Origin of the sequence: Brochothrix thermosphacta DSM 20171 = FSL F6-1036, assembly GCF_036884295.1 — a bacterium.
GTDB lineage: Bacteria > Bacillota > Bacilli > Lactobacillales > Listeriaceae > Brochothrix > Brochothrix thermosphacta.
Map to the genome: position 1 here is coordinate 570156 of NZ_CP145608.1, position 17479 is coordinate 587634.

At 34.5% G+C, this 17479-nt stretch carries 19 protein-coding genes; 12 read left to right on the top strand and 7 right to left on the bottom strand.

Annotated features, from left to right (window positions below):
• Positions 1 to 102 precede the first annotated feature (102 nt).
• Complete coding sequence (locus tag V6S17_RS02955; protein ID WP_029090690.1) at positions 103 to 1146, bottom strand: alpha/beta hydrolase; 1044 nt, start codon at positions 1144 to 1146, stop codon at positions 103 to 105.
• Positions 1147 to 1323: 177 nt separating this feature from the next.
• On the opposite strand from V6S17_RS02955, the gene coaA reads away from it, so the two are divergent.
• Both coaA and V6S17_RS02965 read left to right on the top strand, forming a co-directional pair.
• On the top strand, positions 1324 to 2241 hold the full coding sequence (gene coaA / locus V6S17_RS02960) for a type I pantothenate kinase (RefSeq protein WP_029090689.1): 918 nt from the start codon (positions 1324 to 1326) through the stop codon (positions 2239 to 2241).
• 110 nt (positions 2242 to 2351) lie between these two features.
• A complete protein-coding gene (locus V6S17_RS02965; RefSeq protein ID WP_154657726.1) occupies positions 2352 to 2495 on the top strand; it encodes a hypothetical protein in 144 nt (47 codons plus the stop codon).
• 258 nt (positions 2496 to 2753) lie between these two features.
• Here V6S17_RS02965 and V6S17_RS02970 read toward each other — a convergent pair whose 3' ends face one another.
• Complete coding sequence (locus tag V6S17_RS02970) at positions 2754 to 3596, bottom strand: YitT family protein (RefSeq protein WP_029090688.1); 843 nt, start codon at positions 3594 to 3596, stop codon at positions 2754 to 2756.
• Between the two features lie 182 nt (positions 3597 to 3778).
• The gene (locus V6S17_RS02975) at positions 3779 to 5752 is read right to left on the bottom strand and encodes an LTA synthase family protein (RefSeq protein WP_029090687.1); all 1974 of its coding nucleotides are present in this window, start codon (positions 5750 to 5752) and stop codon (positions 3779 to 3781) included.
• Between the two features lie 288 nt (positions 5753 to 6040).
• On the opposite strand from V6S17_RS02975, the gene V6S17_RS02980 reads away from it, so the two are divergent.
• From V6S17_RS02980 to V6S17_RS02990, 3 genes are all read left to right on the top strand, one after another.
• Entirely contained in the window at positions 6041 to 7501 is a 1461-nt protein-coding gene (locus tag V6S17_RS02980; protein WP_029090686.1) for a catalase, read from the top strand.
• Between the two features lie 218 nt (positions 7502 to 7719).
• Complete coding sequence (locus tag V6S17_RS02985; RefSeq protein ID WP_029090685.1) at positions 7720 to 8355, top strand: class A sortase; 636 nt, start codon at positions 7720 to 7722, stop codon at positions 8353 to 8355.
• A 250-nt stretch (positions 8356 to 8605) separates the two neighbouring features.
• Positions 8606 to 9295 (top strand): hypothetical protein, encoded by a 690-nt coding sequence (locus V6S17_RS02990; RefSeq protein WP_029090684.1) that lies wholly within the window; start codon positions 8606 to 8608, stop codon positions 9293 to 9295.
• A 26-nt stretch (positions 9296 to 9321) separates the two neighbouring features.
• Here the strand turns inward: V6S17_RS02990 and V6S17_RS02995 are convergent, their stop codons facing one another.
• The 3 genes from V6S17_RS02995 to V6S17_RS03005 are packed head-to-tail and all read right to left on the bottom strand — an operon-like array spanning position 9322 to position 10940.
• The gene (locus V6S17_RS02995) at positions 9322 to 9789 is read right to left on the bottom strand and encodes a low molecular weight protein-tyrosine-phosphatase (RefSeq protein ID WP_051457237.1); all 468 of its coding nucleotides are present in this window, start codon (positions 9787 to 9789) and stop codon (positions 9322 to 9324) included.
• Between the two features lies 1 nt (position 9790).
• Positions 9791 to 10498, bottom strand: coding sequence for an SMI1/KNR4 family protein (locus tag V6S17_RS03000; RefSeq protein WP_029090682.1), 708 nt, complete (start codon positions 10496 to 10498; stop codon positions 9791 to 9793).
• Positions 10499 to 10502: 4 nt separating this feature from the next.
• A complete protein-coding gene (locus V6S17_RS03005) occupies positions 10503 to 10940 on the bottom strand; it encodes an Rrf2 family transcriptional regulator (protein ID WP_029090681.1) in 438 nt (145 codons plus the stop codon).
• Positions 10941 to 11094: 154 nt separating this feature from the next.
• Between V6S17_RS03005 and V6S17_RS03010 the strand changes: the two genes are divergently transcribed.
• From V6S17_RS03010 to V6S17_RS03020, 3 genes are all read left to right on the top strand, one after another.
• The gene (locus V6S17_RS03010) at positions 11095 to 11574 is read left to right on the top strand and encodes a Dps family protein (RefSeq protein WP_029090680.1); all 480 of its coding nucleotides are present in this window, start codon (positions 11095 to 11097) and stop codon (positions 11572 to 11574) included.
• 162 nt (positions 11575 to 11736) lie between these two features.
• Entirely contained in the window at positions 11737 to 12030 is a 294-nt protein-coding gene (locus V6S17_RS03015) for a HesB/YadR/YfhF family protein (RefSeq protein WP_029090679.1), read from the top strand.
• A 15-nt stretch (positions 12031 to 12045) separates the two neighbouring features.
• Positions 12046 to 13098 (top strand): AI-2E family transporter, encoded by a 1053-nt coding sequence (locus V6S17_RS03020; protein ID WP_029090678.1) that lies wholly within the window; start codon positions 12046 to 12048, stop codon positions 13096 to 13098.
• A gap of 93 nt (positions 13099 to 13191) precedes the next feature.
• Here V6S17_RS03020 and V6S17_RS03025 read toward each other — a convergent pair whose 3' ends face one another.
• The gene (locus V6S17_RS03025; protein WP_029090677.1) at positions 13192 to 14007 is read right to left on the bottom strand and encodes an alpha/beta hydrolase; all 816 of its coding nucleotides are present in this window, start codon (positions 14005 to 14007) and stop codon (positions 13192 to 13194) included.
• A 170-nt stretch (positions 14008 to 14177) separates the two neighbouring features.
• Between V6S17_RS03025 and proB the strand changes: the two genes are divergently transcribed.
• The 4 genes from proB (at position 14178) to V6S17_RS03045 (ending at position 17365) form a co-directional block, all read left to right on the top strand.
• Positions 14178 to 14978, top strand: a complete 801-nt coding sequence (gene proB / locus V6S17_RS03030) for a glutamate 5-kinase (RefSeq protein ID WP_029090676.1) — start codon at positions 14178 to 14180, stop codon at positions 14976 to 14978.
• 11 nt (positions 14979 to 14989) lie between these two features.
• On the top strand, positions 14990 to 16234 hold the full coding sequence (locus V6S17_RS03035; protein ID WP_029090675.1) for a glutamate-5-semialdehyde dehydrogenase: 1245 nt from the start codon (positions 14990 to 14992) through the stop codon (positions 16232 to 16234).
• Positions 16235 to 16336: 102 nt separating this feature from the next.
• The gene (locus V6S17_RS03040) at positions 16337 to 16645 is read left to right on the top strand and encodes a hypothetical protein (protein WP_029090674.1); all 309 of its coding nucleotides are present in this window, start codon (positions 16337 to 16339) and stop codon (positions 16643 to 16645) included.
• Positions 16646 to 16657: 12 nt separating this feature from the next.
• Positions 16658 to 17365, top strand: coding sequence for a hypothetical protein (locus V6S17_RS03045; protein ID WP_029090673.1), 708 nt, complete (start codon positions 16658 to 16660; stop codon positions 17363 to 17365).
• The last annotated feature ends 114 nt before the right edge of the window (positions 17366 to 17479 follow it).

Here is a 17479-nt window from a genome sequence, read left to right on the forward strand (position 1 = left end):
AACAACATAGAACAAGAGTGAGCATAAAATACTTAGTTTTAAACAAAAAACAACCATTAATCTAGAGGTTCTGATTAATGGTTGTTTTTTTGTTTTAGGCGCTTATTTTACAAACTTGTTAACGAGCTGTAATACATGTGAAGCTGCACGAGGCAAGTGTTCCATGTAACCGTGTGTAACACGTTCAATTTCATGGTAATCAACTGTCACATCGGCTTTCTTAAGTGCTTCAGCATATTTACGTGATTGATCGCGTAATGGATCGAACTGTGCTGAAATAATTAAGGCAGGCGGTAAATTACTTAAGTCTTTCGTACGAATAGGAGCAACTAACGGATTGTATTTTAAGTTATAATTATCCGCTATGTAGAGACTAAACATTTTATCCAAACCATCTTTTGTAAGAACAAATCCTTCATCAAATGTATCAAATGATGGATAGAGGACGCTTGCATCACGAGAGAAAATATCAGTGATTGGGCTGAATAACAGTTGTTCACTTATAGTAGCAGGCGACTTTTTATCACGGGCCATGATGCTAATTACAGCAGCTAAGTTAGCTCCAGCGCCTTCACCTGCAACGATAAATCCAGTACCATCATATCCAAGACTTGCTGGATGTGAGTGTGCCCATTCAAGTGCCGTGTAGGCATCCTCAATTGCAGCTGGGAATGGTGAATCTGGTGCAAGACGATAATCTACTGTGATAACTTTAAAGCCGGTTTCTTCGACTATATCACGAGCCAATGCATCGGTTGTTTGGATGCTGCCGTTGATAAAACCACCATCATGGAAATAAAGCATTACTTTATAGGGGCCATCAGCGATTGGTGTATAGATTCGTATTGGCAATTGTGTTCCTTTAGGTCCATTAATCTTTTTATCTTCTACGAGTCCAACATGCACAGAAGGTCGAACGGGAGTTAATTTATCTGTGATGCGGAGATATTTATAACGGGTGCCAATATCAGTTGTACTACCTTTTGATTTTACATATTCTTTAGCATCTTCATCTAAATTCTCTAAATTTTCTGGGTGAGCAACAGGTACGCCTTTTGCTTTACGGAAGATGAAAAAGAGAATAGTGAAGGGTAGCAAAATCAGCGTTACAAAGGCAACGAAAAGCCATTTTAAAAATTTATTCATGAGGTTCACTCCTTTTTGTTTTCTTACATTCTCATTATACCAATGTTTTGAAACTTTAAGCAATTATTCACAAGCTTGGCAAGTATGATATTGTTCATCAGCAGCTATTTAAAGTATAATGTAGGGAGTTGAGTTCTATAAGCATATAATAAGCAACAGATGAAAGGATAATGAAAAATGAAAGAAGCATTATACCGTAAATTCACTCGAGAAGAATGGCAGAAATTGGAGAAAATCACATTGCCAAACCTATCGATTGAAGAGCTTGCTAGAATTGAAAGTTTAAATGATAGTTTATCACTTCAAGATGTAAGTGAAGTTTATCTACCATTAATTAAACTTTTAGAGATACACATAACGGAATTTCAAACTAAAAATAATCAATTGAATCGTTTCTTTGGTCAGTTAGATAAACCGGCACCATTCATCATTGGGATTGCGGGAAGTGTATCTGTTGGTAAAAGTACAATCGCTCGTCTCTTGCAAGTATTATTAAGCTATTCATTACCAAAATTGAATGTTGATTTAGTCACTACGGATGGTTTTTTATTCCCTAATAAAGTATTAAAAGCTGAGAAGATGATGGATCGAAAAGGTTTTCCAGAAAGTTATGATGGTAAACGTATCATTCGTTTTTTAAGTGAATTAAAAAGTGGGCAAAAACAAATTAAAGTCCCAATTTATTCGCATTTAAGCTATGATGTTTTAGAAGAAAAAAAACAAACGTTGATTGAGCCAGACATTGTAATTGTTGAAGGTGTTAATGTTTTACAAGGTAATTTAAAACAACCGTTTTTCACAACGGATTTTTTCGATTTCTCAATCTACATGGATGCCGAAAAAGCCTTGATTCAGAAATGGTATGTTGAACGATTTATGATGTTGCGTGAAACGGCATTCCAAGATCCAGAATCATATTTTCACATGTATGCTGAAAAAACAGATGAAGAGGCACATGCAATTGCTAATGATGTATGGCATACAATCAATGAAATTAATCTAGAACGCCACATACAACCTACACGAAATCGAGCAAAATTGATTCTTCAAAAGGGTGTCGATCACAAGATTGAATTTATTAAATTACGTAAATAATAAGAATGATTGCAAAAATACTGAAAAAAACATACAATTAAAGTGTCAGACCGACAGACTGCCAAGCAAATCTGCTGACAATTATACTCGAAAAGAGAGGTAAACAACTCATGGGAATGCCATTCCGTGTCGCGCTTACAATTGCCGGTCTAATTTTAACGGTCTATAGCTCGTATCTCATTGTCGTTGCGGTTGCAGCGAGTAATGATGTCGACTTACATGCGCCAGTGAAATACGAAGCAATAGAGAAGTAAGTAAAAGCCACCCCTATTGGGTGGCTTTTTTCTTTGAACCTGAAATTTAAGTTTTAGGTCTAATGTTCTTGTCTCCAGAACTCCAAGCTTACTTGATCCAAATTTCATAAGCGCAAAAAAACTCACTAGACCTGAAAATATAATTGGAGTATAGACATGAACCAGTCTATAACAATTTAATTTCCTTAGTCTAATGAGTGATTTTTTTTAAGCATTCCCATTTGGATAAAGTAGAATGAGCTTGTCATTCTTTCATTGTTAATGTGTTAATTTATGTGTGAAGCCTTCACCTTCAACACTTTTAACATCATTGATAATTACAAATGCTTTATCATCAATTTCGCGAACAAAGTTTGTAACTTCACGCAATTGTTGTCGGCTAACGACGACATACAAAATTTGTTTTTCTTGTTTTGTATAATGACCATGACCATGTAAAACCGTGATACCTCGGTCGAGTTTTTTCTCAACCATATTCGCGATAATTTCATGTTTTTCAGAGATGATCATAATTGATTTCTTAACGTTAGCTCCTTCTAAAATAAGGTCTAATACTTTTGTTGAAATGTACAATGAAATTACAGTGAAAATCATGTTTTCAAAGCCAATAACAAAACCGGATGGAATGACTACAATTAAATCAAAGAATAGCAATGCGTAGCTTGTATTCCAGCCAAGGTATTTATTAGCTATTTTAGCAAGAATAGCTGAACCTGCGGTTGTACTTCCACTATTCATAATCAAACCAATACCAACACCCATTGAAATACCGGCAGCGACACTCGCCACTAATGGGTGTTCTAACTGCATACCTGTGTTATGTGTTAAACGTAAAAATAATGAAATCAAACCGATAGTCAGGATTGTGTAATAGATGGTTGATTTATCTAAGAATTTATAACCAATAATCATTAAAATACCATTTAAGATTAAGTTAGTTAAGGCCGGTGCAAGTCCGAATAGATAAAATAAGACCATGGTAGTACCTGTTACACCACCTTCACCAAGTTTGTTTGAGAGAGCAAACATGTTAACGGAAAGTGCGAAAATAAAAGATCCGATAACGATTTTAAAGATATTAAAGACAAGTTGTTTTTTCATATATTCCACCTCACTTAATAGTATCCAGAAGAAAAGACTCCTGCTAATCGCTAAATTAGCAGGAGTCTTTTCCAAAAAAAGCATTTATTAGCATCAATGTGCTATAAACTGTCTCACCATAAAAATATTTATTTGTAACATTACTTTATTATTCTAGCATGAATGTGAATGGCTATCAATCACTAATCCTCATTGGATGTGGTTTTTTTTATTGGATCGCCCGTTTGGTGGTTATAGTTATAATCTGAACGATCAGTTGCTTTAAATCCTTTAGGTGTATAGAAACGAAGTAAATCTTGTTGCAGCACCTTATCAGAGAAACCAAGTGAGTTATTCACGTAATTATGTTGAGCTTTCATTTCGTCAGTTACTTTGTCACTTGGAATGACAGCGCCTGTTTTTTGATCATAAAAGACACCATTGATATAAGACACTTTATCACTTACAAAGTTACCATTTCTAAATGGTACGGTTTGATTATGTTGTTTTGATAACATATCTGTACCAAATTGAAGGTAATCTTTACTATCAATACCTAATAGATGTAAAACAGTTGGTAATGTATCAATTTGACCACCATAAGAATGATCTACAAAACCTTTTACGCCAGGAACATGAACCATAAATGGCACGCGTTGTAATTGTGCAACATCAAAAGGTGTCACGTCGTCATTTCCTAATACTTCGCCAAGCGCAGATGAACGATTTTCTGAAGTACCATAATGGTCACCATACATAACAATTACTGAATTATCATAAAGACCAGATTTTTTCAAGTAAGTCATAAATTGTTTAACAGCCTCATCTAAATAACGTGCTGTTTGGAATGAGCTGTCTACTGTTGAATCACCTGAAGTTGCAGGTTTGATTGTTGCATCCTCTTCACTAATTGGGTAAGGGAAGTGGTTAGATAATGTAATGAATTTTGCATAAAACGGTTGTTTCAATGTTTCTAGCATTGGAATAGATTCTTTAAAGAACGGTTTATCTTTCAATCCGTAGTTTAATGTATCATTTTCATTCATATCGTAATAGCTTGAATCAAAGAAATTTTTAATACCGAATTCTTTATAGATAGCATCACGGTTCCAGAATGAACGTGTATTACCGTGGAAAACAGCACTATCATAACCATGTTGACCAAGAATAGCTGGTTGAGATTGATAAACGTTGTTACCCTTAGATGTGAAAGCTGATCCACTTGCTAAACCATATAATGAGTTTTCAAGCATCATTTCAGCATCACTTGTTTTACCTTGACCTACTTGGTGGAAATAGTTATCAAAGGCAATTGTTTCTTTATCATGGAAAAACTTATTAATTGTTGGCGTTACTTCTTCGCCATTCAATTTGAAATCAATCAAATATTGTTGGAAAGACTCAAGATGAATATAAATGACGTTTTTATTCTTGGCAACACCAAAATATTTTGAGTTAGGTTCTGCGTAATTTTTTTTAGTGAAATCAAGTGCTTGTTGTGTATCTGTTCCACTGGCACTTGCTTTTTCTTTAGTTGATTTAGCTGTTCGGTAAGTATCAAATAACATGAAGTTGGTCATACCCAGATATTTTACAAGGTAGTTATTATCAAAACCACGCGTTAATAATTGTGGACGATCAATTTCAGCTAATGAAAGGTTTGCTGCAAAAACAGCGATTGCTAATGTAAGTATACCGACTGTTTTACGCGGACGGACGCGTACTTCGCGATTTGGCACAAATACTTTGAAAACGAGTAGTAAGATTAAGATGACTACATCTGTAAACACTAGGAAGTCTGCTGGTCGCATTAAAGCAACGATACTTCCTCCCATATCACCTAAATTATTTGACTGTAACATTGTGGGTACTGTAATGAAATCAGAAAACTCACGATAATATACAACGTTACAATACAATAGTAGGCTGAGTAAGAAGTCAGCGATAATTATCCATATAAATGCACGACGCCCTTTAGCAAATAATCCTAACCCAAGGAAGAACAGTGTTGCGCTTAATGGGTTTAATAAGAGTAAGAACTTTTGCGCACCGTTTTCGATACCTAAGTTAAAGGCGGTCGAATAGGTGATATAAGATTTTACCCAAAACATTATAACTGCAATTGAGCAGAATAAAATGGCACTGCTAAACTGTTTTTTATTTTTAAAACTAATCATTAATATCTCTCCTATATATTCAGGCTTTAAATCAAATAAAAACAACAGGTTGACGTTTTTACAAAAAAAGTAAAATTCACCTGCTAGACTGAAACTATAATACCACATTCAAGGTCTAAAATCCAAAATAAAGGTAAATCAATCAGACGTGAATGTCAAAAATTGATATAGAAGAAACATAAATTGAATGACTCTGTTGCGTAATTTTATTGCAAAGAAACCTAAAAAAGTTTATCATTGAAGATAATCATTACTAAATGATAATAATTATAAAAAAGAGGTGGCGTAATGACAAATCAGCACAATGCTAAACTAACAACTAACACAGGCGCACCAGTTGGCGATAATCAAAATACGATGACTGCGGGCGTTAATGGTCCGGTATTACTGCAGGATGTTCATTTTATTGAGAAAATGGCACACTTTGACCGAGAACGTGTACCAGAACGTGTTGTACATGCTAAAGGCGCAGGGGCACATGGCGTGTTTAAGGTGACGAACGATTTAACAAAATATACGCGTGCTGATTTTTTATCTGAAGTAGGTAAAGAAACAGAAATGCTTGCACGTTTCTCTACTGTTGCGGGTGAATTAGGTTCAGCTGATACTTTACGTGATCCACGCGGATTTTCATTACGCTTTTATAGCGAAGAAGGTAACTATGACCTTGTAGGAAACAATACACCTGTATTTTTTATCCGTGATCCATTAAAATTCCCGGATTTTATTCATACACAAAAACGTAACCCACAAACGCATCTAAAGAGTACCACAGCCGTTTGGGATTTTTGGTCTTTATCACCAGAATCATTGCACCAAGTAACAATTTTAATGTCAGATCGTGGTATTCCAGCATCATTCAGACATATGCATGGTTATGGTAGCCATACATATCGTTGGACTAATGCTGAGGGTGAAAGCTTCTGGGTGAAATATCACTTTAGAACAGACCAAGGGGTACAAAACTTAACTGCTGAGGCAGCTGAAAGATTAGCTGGCCAAAATCCAGATTATCATACTGAAGATTTGTTTTATGCGATTGAAGATGGCGAATTTCCTTCATGGACATTAAGTGTACAAATAATGCCGTTGGAAGATGCAGCCAAATATCGCTTTAATTCTTTTGATGTCACGCAAGTATGGTCACAAAAAGATTATCCGTTAATCGAAGTTGGGACAATGACTTTGAATCGTAATCCTGAAAATTATTTTGCGACTATCGAACAAGCGGCTTTTTCACCAGCTAATATTGTACCAGGGATTGATTTTTCTCCAGATAAGATGTTACATGGTCGTGTGTTTGCTTACCCTGACACACAACGTCACCGCATCGGACCTAATTATAATCTACTTAAAGTAAATCAACCTAAAAATCCAATTAACAATTATCAACGAGATGGAAGTATGCGTAGCGACAATAATGGGGGGAGTGACGTATACTACGAACCAAATAGTTTTGGTGGGCCAAAAGAGTCGCCAGTTGATAAGTATGCAACACTAAAAATCGAGGGTATTGCAGGTAATCATTCATACCAAGAAGATGATTTTTACACTCAACCAGGAGATTTATATCGTTTATTAAGTGAAGATGAAAAACAACGTTTAGTAGATAATATCGTGGGTGGATTGAGTACAGTTCGTCTTGAAGAAATTAAAATAAGACAAACAAAACAATTCTATAAAGCTGATAAAGATTATGGTGAACGTGTAGCCAAAGCCTTAAACATATCGATTGATCAAATTAAATAATGCGAAAATGTTCTGACTACCAAGTCAGAGCATTTTTTTATTATTTGGAGCCATTTTGGAGCCATTTTGGAGCCGTTTTGGAGCCATTATAGTAAGATATGTTCAAAATATATTCATTAACAAGTAAAGTTTAGCGTGATTAACTGACTATATTAGGGTAAAATATAAGAGACTGAGTTATCAAATCAATCATGTCAGAGGAAAGGAAGATAAAACAAGTGAAAAAAACAAAATTAATAGTTCCGATTATTATTTTGATTATAGGTGTATTATTAATTTTATCACCTTGGATTAAAAATATGATTGTGGCAAATACCAGTAAGGTTGATTCTTCATTAACTGCAGAACAATTTGAAAAAAATAATAAAAATGCTTCTAAAAATGATTATAATGCGGTTAAACGCTTATCAACAACTTCTGTTTTTAACAACAGTATGAAAGTAGATAAAGATGCGATTATTGGTGAAATTAAAATTAACAGTGTTGATTTATACTTACCTATCCTTAAAGGGACAAATGATGCGAACCTTTTAGGCGGCGCAACGACAATGTTGGAAGAACAAAAAATGGGTGAAGGAAATTATTCTTTAGCAGGTCATCACATGCGAGATAGCTCATTGTTATTTGGACCACTATTGGAAATCAAAAAGGGTGCGGATATCGTTATCACAAATAAGAAAAAAGATTTTCATTATAAAGTGGTAGAAACTAAAATTGTTGATGAAACTGATATTGATATACTGGATGATAAAGGGGACAAACGTATTACCCTTTTCACCTGTGATACAGCAGATGCAACCAGTAAACGTTTTGTAGTAATAGGAACTTTAGATAAAGTTACCAAGCACAAATAATTACTGTGAAAAAGAAGGATAGTATTTCGACATTTTGTCGAGATACTATTTTTTTATTAAAAATTAGTAGTATGAAATTAAAGTGTTAGGATAGTTATCGGGTACAACATTGTAGTCAGTCGCTAAGTCACTTTCGTTTTTATATCGTTTTTTAATAGTATATCGATACCTATTCGCTTTTCACATATGATACAATAATAGAATAGGGAAAATATAAGGTTTGAGTTTATATTGAAGGGAATTGTAGTCGATGAAAGAGGAGACTCGCTCGAAAAATAAAATATTTGGAATTATTTTTATAATTACAATTGTTATTGTTGTGATGGCAATAATATTTGCCGTACGTCACGTTAATAACGTTAAAGCGATAGAGGATGCAAAATTAGAAAAAGCAACATTGATCGTCAATCAACTTTATCGTGAAGATCGATTAGCTGATAAAGTCACTGAGACAACATTGAAAAATGCTCGTACAGCAACACAAGAGGTTGATAATGAACAGGCTAAAGGAAGTTTGAATAAGCAAATAAATAAAGCTGAGCGTTTATTCTTGCAACAAACTGAAATTTTAGCAACCTTAGATAGTTTTTCGACAGATGATGGAAACTCATTTAGTGATGGTTTGAGTGTGACAGAATTACAGGCGCTAAAAGTTGAGAATATTAGCAATGTTAAATTACAAGCAGAGGCAATTGATAAAAAAGCAGAGTTGATATCCTGGGTAGAATATAGTGATGTTACTGAACTGTCAATAACACAATTGTTTACAGATAAAAAAGAAAATCGTTTAGCCAAAAATGTTAGCGAAAAGAATTTGAAAGATATTCGTGAAAAACTGGATGATATTAAAAATGACTCGCGTAAAAAAGAACTCAGTGATAAAATCGATAAAGCCGATAAATTATTAGCTGCTCAAAAAAAGAAAGACAAAAAACAGTAAATAAAAAAACGTCGATATGACGTTTTTTATTTACTGTTTTTTTGAAGAGCGTTAAATAATCCAGGCATCGCATCTGTAATTAAATTAAACGTTTCTTGAAAATCCCCCGTATAATAAGGGTCAGGCACATCAACTAAGTTGGTATTTGGTGAGAAGTGTAAGAGCGTGTGTAATTCACCAATATAGTTTGAAGGTGCGAGTGCTTGTATATCTTTTAAGTTCTGTGAATCCATCGCAATGATGTAATCGTAAACATCGAAGTCTTTAACATTTATTTGACGGGCATAGATATCAGCATAACTAATGTTGTTTTCAATCAGTTTTTCGCGTGTACCGCTATGTGGTTCTTTGCCTATATGCCAATCCCCAGTTCCTGCAGAATCGCTAATATAATTCAAATTGCGTATTATCGTTTCATTTCGAAAAATCGCTTCAGCCATTGTTGATCGGCAAATATTTCCTAGACAAACAAATAACACGTTTGGTTGTGTCATATCAATTCCTCCATTCATTTGTAATTTCAGTTAATAATTGTTTTGTGTGAGGCAATGCTAAGATAGATAACCAATCGTTAAGCCAATCAGCAGGTAGCTTTCGTTTGAAATATAACACTTGTTCCAAAACTGCATTTGCTATGGCTAATTGTTCCTCAACAGTACCCTCGATAAAACGTCTAGCCATCTGTTGTGTCCAAAATGTTTTGTCGGGTAGATCTTCCAACGCGTTGAGTGAAGTCAAAAAATCTTCTTGGTTATAATATTTTAGATGAAAAGTTATTTTATCGTGAGACCAATCTAGCATAGCTTCCTCTGGAGTAAAGAGATGCTGCGACATTTTAGCAATAAATTTAGTAAAGGATGTTGCGAGAACCATAGTATTTAGTGTTTCAAAATCCGCAAACAATATTACGGGAGAGACATTCTCTTCTAAATAATGAAAACCAATCATACGGGGACCATCAATTGCAAAGTAAAAAGTTGTCCCAGCTAACGTTTGCTCATGTTCATAACCAGTAGTACTTGTTACCTTTTCAATAGAAAGAAAGCGGTATGTTTCTAAAAAATCAAACCCATAAGATGTAGGTTCAATTGTTGATAAAAAATTTTTATCCAATAGCGTATCAGTATTTAATTGTGAAAATTCGAGATAATCATTAGGGATACTATAGTTTGTATTTTTTGAATCAGTCCAGTAAGAACTCATGCTTTCACCTTTTCGTTTCATCTATTTTTAAGATACGATTAACAATATTCGCAACCGTTTCACTTTCAAGTTGGTTTTCCATTTTTTTTTGTGCAGTAATCAAAGACTCATTTAATGCTTCTTCAATATTGGCACCCACTAAACAAGCTGGATTAGGGTGTTCATGGATTTGAAAAAGATTGTTTTCTTCTACACTGTCAACTGCACGATAGACATCAAGTAATGTAATATCATCTAGACTACGAATTAAAGTGGCACCTTTGGAACCACGATGATTTGCAACGAGTTGAGCATTTTTCAATTGGCCAATAATGCGTCGGATGACGACGGGATTTGTATTAACACTTGCTGCCAAAGATTCAGAAGTAATACCAGTTGCTTTATTTAAGTGTAACAGGCTTAAAATATGAATGGCGACAGAAAAACGGCTACTAATTTTCATGTGAACAGCCTCCTCTTCTTAATTATAGGAACCTGAATAGAGAGCTGTCAATGATAATGTTCTCATGTAAGTCGTATAACTAAAAAAAGGAATCGATTTGCGTTATAATAGAGGAAGTTAAGAGTTCTTAAAATTCTTTTTGGAGGTATGTCTAATGAAAACAGTTAAAGCAACAGATACTAAACAATTCTTAAATCATCAAGTAGCAAATTACGGTTTGTTTTATACAAAACTTCACCAGTTACATTGGTATGTTAAAGGATCACATTTCTTTACATTACATGTTAAATTTGAAGAATTATACGATGAAACAACAGCTATTTTAGATGAAATTGCTGAGCGTTTAATTGCAATTGGTGGGGCTCCTTATTCAACTCTAAAAGAGTTTATTGATCACTCTAGTATTGAAGAGAAACCTTATACAGAACCATTGACACAAGATCAAATGGTCGAGACTGTGATTGCAGATTTAACAACCTTACGAGATGAACTTGTTGAAGGTATCGCAATCAGTGATGAAGAAAATGACTCAGTAACCAATGATTTATTGATTTCAAAAAAAGCATCAATCGATACACACATCTGGTTCTACACAGCATTTTTAGGTCAAGATCCAGTTCCTGCTAAAAAATAATAATTTGAGTTTTTATAGCAAGCTAAAGCCTGATTATTTATAATCAGGCTTTTTTTATAAAAAATATTAAAAGTAGCGATATAACGACCTTTATATAGAGTGTTTAGGCGCAAAATATGTTAAAGTAAGATAAGCTATTAATACGTTTGAGGAGGGAAAAAAATGAAAATTAATGTAACTGATCAAGCAATGGTATTCTTTGAAGCCGAATTTGATACTGAGCGAACTCCAAATATTCGCCTGTTTGCAAAATATGGTGGTGATAGTAATATTCACCATGGTTTTTCGGTAGGTATAACAGCCGAATTACCTGAAGATCCAATTGTTACAGTTAAAGTTGGAGACTTGAATTTTTATGTTGAAGAGACAGATTACTGGTATTTTGATGGTTATGATTGGAATATTGATTATGATAAGAAAACTGATTTACTCGATTTTGGTCCAATCGTGTCGTAATCAGATCGGGGGAAAATGAAAGAATTGATTGAAATTATGCAAAAAAAATCAGTGCGTCGATTATTGATTTTTGCATTGTTAATTTTCATCTTATATACACTACGAAGTATGTTAAATGTGATGTTACTGACATTTATTTTTGCTTTCTTAGTGGATCGTTTAGAAACATTGGTTGTGAAGTATACGAAGTTACCTCGTAAATTGATTGTGGTATTAATATACACTTCTGTGGTGGCGTTATTCTATGCAACCATTACACATTACTTACCAGTAATTGTTAAGCAAGTAACACAACTGTTTAACAGTACTGTTGGATTCTTTAGTCAAGGAACAAGCAATAGATTTATTGCAATGGCTGTCGACTTTATGGATAAATATAACATAAAGAAATATATGGATACAGGTGTTGACTTCCTTGTCTCTTCATTAACAAGTATGAGCAGTATTACTCTCAATGTATTTATTGCATTGTTATTGAGTTTCTTCTTCTCATTAAGTAAAGAACACTTAGTAAGTTTCACAAAAGGATTCAAACATAGTGCTATTGGTTTTATCTATGACGAAGTAGCATATTTTGGTTCTCGATTTGTCGGAACTTTTGGTAAAGTAATGGAAGCTCAGTTTATTATTGCGTTTTTCAATACATTAGCAACAACACTTGTTTTATGGTTATTAAACTTCCCTCAACTTGTTAGTCTTGCATTAATGATTTTTGTATTGAGTTTGATACCTGTCGCAGGTGTTGTCATTTCATTGATTCCATTAAGTATTATCGGTTATACAATTGGTGGAATTACAGATGTTATTTACATGATTATTACAGTTATTGTGATACATGCAATTGAGGCATATATTCTCAATCCGAAGATTATGTCTTCAAAAACAGAATTGCCGATTTTTTATACCTTTATTGTATTGATTTTCAGTGAGCACTTCTTTGGTGTTTGGGGATTAATTATAGGTATTCCGGTGTTTATGTTCTTAGTAGATGTTATTGGTGCTAAACCAGAGCCAAAAGAAAAAAAGCCGATTATAAATAATATTACCAAAAAAATAAAACGAAAATAAAGCAAGGAAGCTAACATGACCTTCATCTTTTTTTCTTGCCAATACAAAAAGCCCTGACATAAGAGTCTGGGCTTTTTGTAATTTCTATAGTAGTTATTTTGTAGGTACAGACCACAAAAATTTGCCAATACGTTCATCAACACTATCATTTTCATGTAAACCAGAGTGAGTGCCGCTTGATCCTTTTACAATTTGTGTTTGTAAGGGGTTGTGTTTGAAAATATCTTCAGCAAGTAACGCACTTTCGAGTGTAACCGAACCATCTCCACCTTTTTCTTTATCGACATAACCAGCAACTATTAAAAAAGCAGTACTTTTTGGCAAAGTTTCAGACATACGTTGGGAAATTTTGCGCTGTGCTTTTTCTTCGTTGTTAATCTTTTTATTATAATCAGTCGGAGATAAAGGGACGCCGATATAAACTAGTTTATTAACAGTCGGACGTTCTTTATTGTCATGGTTTAAAGCTAAGTAGACAGTTAAAGAACTTCCACCCATTGAATGTGTGACGACGTTTATTTTCTTTATGTCATCTTCCTTATGTAGATAAGTCATGACATTTTTTATGTAACCAGCTTGCGTTTTTAAATTTTCCTTATTAGAAACAAAAATTACATTTATAAGTGGATTTTTTGTCGTTTTATCATAGGTTCCAATTGGAGTCACTGTTCCATCAGTGTCAACTCGAAGTGTTTGAGAAGTGGTTCCCCAACCGTACTTTGAGTTAAAACGATTAATCATTCCGCCGAATGAACGTTCATTACCATTAAATCCATGAATAAAGAGTGTAGGAATCTGTGTAGACTGAGCTTTGGGATAAGAAGGTTGTAGTGCAATCAATATTGAAATCATCACGGCAAAAGTAATTACAGGTATGAGACAATAAGAAAGCCAATTTCGTTTATTCATGATTCACCTCATTCTTTTAATACAATAATTATATCTTAATAATGAAACTTTGTGGTGTTTTTTTGTTTTAGAAAAGTAATTTAATTAAAAGGCTACTCTTTTAATTAAAATCATGTAAAATAAAGGGAATAACAATTAACAGAATTATCTAACTAAAATGGGGTGTTAGGGTGCGTGAAATAATTAAAGAGAGCCAGCGTATTGTTGTGAAAGTGGGAACTTCAACAATAATGTATTCGAATGGCAAAATCAATCTTCGTACAATTGAGCGATTGGTAAGAGTACTGGCGGATTTATCAAATCAAGGTAAAGAAGTAATTTTAGTATCATCCGGTGCAATCGGTGTTGGCAGCCATAAATTACAATTAAAGACGCCACCTGTAGAAATGGCAGAAAAACAGGCAATTGCAGCTGTAGGACAATCAGAATTAATGCACATCTATAGCAAACTATTTGGTGAATATGGTCATGTAGTTGGTCAAATATTACTCACACGTGATGTTATTGATTTTCCTGATAGTCGAAAAAATGTTACAAATACATTTGAGATGATGTTAAATAAAGGGATTATCCCAATCGTTAATGAAAATGATACCGTAAGTGTTAATGAAATTGAGCATGTTACACGTTTTGGCGACAATGATCAATTATCTGCGATTGTAAGTGAAGTCACAACGGCTGATTTACTTATTCTGTTATCGGATATCGATGGGTTATTCGATAGTGACCCTAATTTTAATCCAAACGCTAAACTTATCAGTGAGGTAAAAGAAATCACACCTTATATTGTTAATTTAGCAGGTGGTGAAGGAAGTCGCTTTGGAACCGGTGGTATGGTAACTAAAATTGAAGCGGCAAAAAGAGTTGTGAACAATCAATCGAGAATGTTAATTACAAACGGAGCAGATCCTTATATACTCTATGATTTATTAGAGGGGAAAAATATAGGTACACTTTTTAGTAATGAATAGGAGGGAAAATGATGAGTGATTTAATTAAACAAGCTGAACAAGCAAAAAAAATGGCCTACCAACTAGCAATTTTAAGTACACCTGCTAAAAATAATGCTTTGAAAGCAATAGCAATAGCACTTCGTGAAGACGTTGCTTATTTGTTAAATGAGAATAAAAAAGACTTGGAAAGTGCGGAAGCAAATGGTGTTGCAAAACCGATGTTAGCACGCTTACTTATCGATGAAGCAGCAGTTGAAGCAATGGCTATTGGTGTAGAGCAGGTTGCAACCTTACCAGACCCTGTGGGCGAACGTGTGCAATCTTGGGTCAATGAAGCAGGGCTGCGTATTTCAGAAGAACGTGTACCTTTAGGCGTAATCGGAATCATTTATGAGTCACGACCTAATGTTACGGTTGATGCGGCTGCTTTGTGTTTGAAAACAGGTAATGCAACGATTTTACGTGGTGGTAAAGAAGCGATACATTCAAATCGGGCGCTTGTTAAAGTCATTCAAAAAGCGTTACAACCATTACAACTTGAATTTGCAGTCCAGTTAGTGCAAGATACATCGCGGGAAACAGCAAAAGAATTGATGAAGTTAAATGGTTTTATAGATGTATTAATCCCACGTGGAAGTGCGGGTTTAATTCAAACAGTTGTAAAAGAAGCAACAGTTCCTGTAATCGAAACAGGAACAGGAAATTGCCATATTTATATCGATCAATCAGCTGATTTAATGCAAGCAATTGAAATTGTTAGCAATGCAAAAGTGCAACGACCGTCCGCTTGTAATGCCGTTGAAACGGTATTAGTACATGAAGCAATTGCCGCTGAAATATTACCTCGTTTGGTAGGCACTTTAGAGGATCAAGGTGTTGAAATTCGTGGGGATGAAACAGTACAAGCAATTAAAGAAACAGTAAAAGAAGCAACAGTTTCTGATTATGAGACAGAGTTTTTAGATCTAATTTTAGCAATTAAAGTAGTACCCTCAACAACAGCTGCAATTGCTCACATTGCTCAGTATAGTACAAAACACTCAGAAGCAATCCTGACTAATTCTTATCGTGATAGCCAAGTATTCACGAAGGAAGTGGATGCTGCTGTTGTCTATGTCAACGCGTCCACTCGTTTTACTGATGGATTTGAATTTGGATTTGGTGCTGAGATAGGAATTAGCACTCAAAAACTACATGCTCGTGGACCAATGGGGTTACCACAACTGACATCTATTAAGTATGTTGTGAATGGTGAGGGGCAATTGCGCCGTTAACTCAGTCTTAAGTTGTAGATAAATATCATTCTGTAGCAGCTATAGTGATTACAAACTTATTGTTATACTTAGTATATTCACAAGAGTAAGGAGATAAGAACTATGCCAATTCTATTTATGCTTCTCGTTGTAGCGTTAGGAATTTTGTTGTTCCTCTCGTTTTGGTCAGTGTTGGTGATCTGTATCGGCCTAGGATTCATTTATTACGGGCTTCAACAGTTTAAAATCGCTAAAGGATGGGTAAAGTGGTTGCATCCGATTGTCGTTATTCTCGGTATCGGATTAGTTATTAGCCAGTGGAAATTTGCACTGTTTGTAACAATCGTGAGTGTTGGCTTTTACTATATTAACAAACACAAGCGAGCAAATGCTAAAAATCGAAATCAGAGTGTATTTGAATACAAACCTTAGGAGGAATTAGATATGAGAGATGTACGTAAATCAGTAGAAGATAAAGCACGCGGATTAAAAAAACAAGTAGAAGCAAGTGTTAATGATGTGGTACGCCAAGGTAAACAAACATGGCGTAAATGGCAATATGATGATATGCCGCAATTAGAATCATATGATCGTTATATTCGTAAAGTGAAACGCGATTTAAGTGATGTTGATTCGATTATGGCAAAAAAACGCGACTTAGCACTTGAAGTAACGGAACTTTATAACAACGCACAATCGCAATTGATTAAACGCACAGCACAAGCAGCTCAAGCTGCTAAAGAAGGCGAAACACGCCTAGCTGATTTAGCGAATAAAGAAGTTGCATTTTACGAAATTCAAGTAGAAAAATTAGAAAAACTTCAAGCTAAAATGACAGAAGATCTTAGTGTCTTAGAACAACGTTACTATGAAATCCAAGTGAAATGGAAAGACATTGAAGTAGAGCGTCTAGAGTTTGTAAGTGATACAACGCAAGAACGTGCAGAAGCTAAAATGGGTGAAGTTTTACACAACCTTTCATGGGGGTCAATCGAAGAAGCTGTTCAAAACGTTGAAAAAGAAGAGCTAGAAGAAGTTAAAGAAGCAGAAACTAAAGATGCAACGACTTTAGATGAATTAATGGAGCAATTAGAAGAAAAATATCCTGATGCGCCAAAAGAAGAAACAACTAAAGAAGAAACAAAAGACTAAAATAATAAATAGAAAAGGGAGAGCATATGATATGCTCTCCTTTTTTTAGATGATATAGGTAAATACATAGAGCCCAATAAAAAGCCGCTAACTTAAAAATTAGCGGCTTTTTAT

Excerpts from the sequence above, each read along its gene's own strand:
- V6S17_RS03020 (WP_029090678.1), top strand. The coding sequence starts at position 12,046 with ATGAAAGAATTGATTGAAATTATGCAAAAAAAATCAGTGCGTCGATTA.
- V6S17_RS02975 (WP_029090687.1), bottom strand. The coding sequence starts at position 5,752 with ATGATTAGTTTTAAAAATAAAAAACAGTTTAGCAGTGCCATTTTATTC.
- V6S17_RS02970 (WP_029090688.1), bottom strand. The coding sequence starts at position 3,596 with ATGAAAAAACAACTTGTCTTTAATATCTTTAAAATCGTTATCGGATCT.
- V6S17_RS03045 (WP_029090673.1), top strand. The coding sequence starts at position 16,658 with ATGAGAGATGTACGTAAATCAGTAGAAGATAAAGCACGCGGATTAAAA.
- V6S17_RS03000 (WP_029090682.1), bottom strand. The coding sequence starts at position 10,498 with ATGAGTTCTTACTGGACTGATTCAAAAAATACAAACTATAGTATCCCT.
- V6S17_RS03025 (WP_029090677.1), bottom strand. The coding sequence starts at position 14,007 with ATGAATAAACGAAATTGGCTTTCTTATTGTCTCATACCTGTAATTACT.
- V6S17_RS02990 (WP_029090684.1), top strand. The coding sequence starts at position 8,606 with ATGAAAGAGGAGACTCGCTCGAAAAATAAAATATTTGGAATTATTTTT.
- V6S17_RS02955 (WP_029090690.1), bottom strand. The coding sequence starts at position 1,146 with ATGAATAAATTTTTAAAATGGCTTTTCGTTGCCTTTGTAACGCTGATT.
- V6S17_RS03035 (WP_029090675.1), top strand. The coding sequence starts at position 14,990 with ATGAGTGATTTAATTAAACAAGCTGAACAAGCAAAAAAAATGGCCTAC.
- V6S17_RS02995 (WP_051457237.1), bottom strand. The coding sequence starts at position 9,789 with ATGACACAACCAAACGTGTTATTTGTTTGTCTAGGAAATATTTGCCGA.
- V6S17_RS03015 (WP_029090679.1), top strand. The coding sequence starts at position 11,737 with ATGAAAATTAATGTAACTGATCAAGCAATGGTATTCTTTGAAGCCGAA.
- V6S17_RS03005 (WP_029090681.1), bottom strand. The coding sequence starts at position 10,940 with ATGAAAATTAGTAGCCGTTTTTCTGTCGCCATTCATATTTTAAGCCTG.
- V6S17_RS02980 (WP_029090686.1), top strand. The coding sequence starts at position 6,041 with ATGACAAATCAGCACAATGCTAAACTAACAACTAACACAGGCGCACCA.
- V6S17_RS03040 (WP_029090674.1), top strand. The coding sequence starts at position 16,337 with ATGCCAATTCTATTTATGCTTCTCGTTGTAGCGTTAGGAATTTTGTTG.
- coaA (WP_029090689.1), top strand. The coding sequence starts at position 1,324 with ATGAAAGAAGCATTATACCGTAAATTCACTCGAGAAGAATGGCAGAAA.
- V6S17_RS02965 (WP_154657726.1), top strand. The coding sequence starts at position 2,352 with ATGGGAATGCCATTCCGTGTCGCGCTTACAATTGCCGGTCTAATTTTA.
- V6S17_RS03010 (WP_029090680.1), top strand. The coding sequence starts at position 11,095 with ATGAAAACAGTTAAAGCAACAGATACTAAACAATTCTTAAATCATCAA.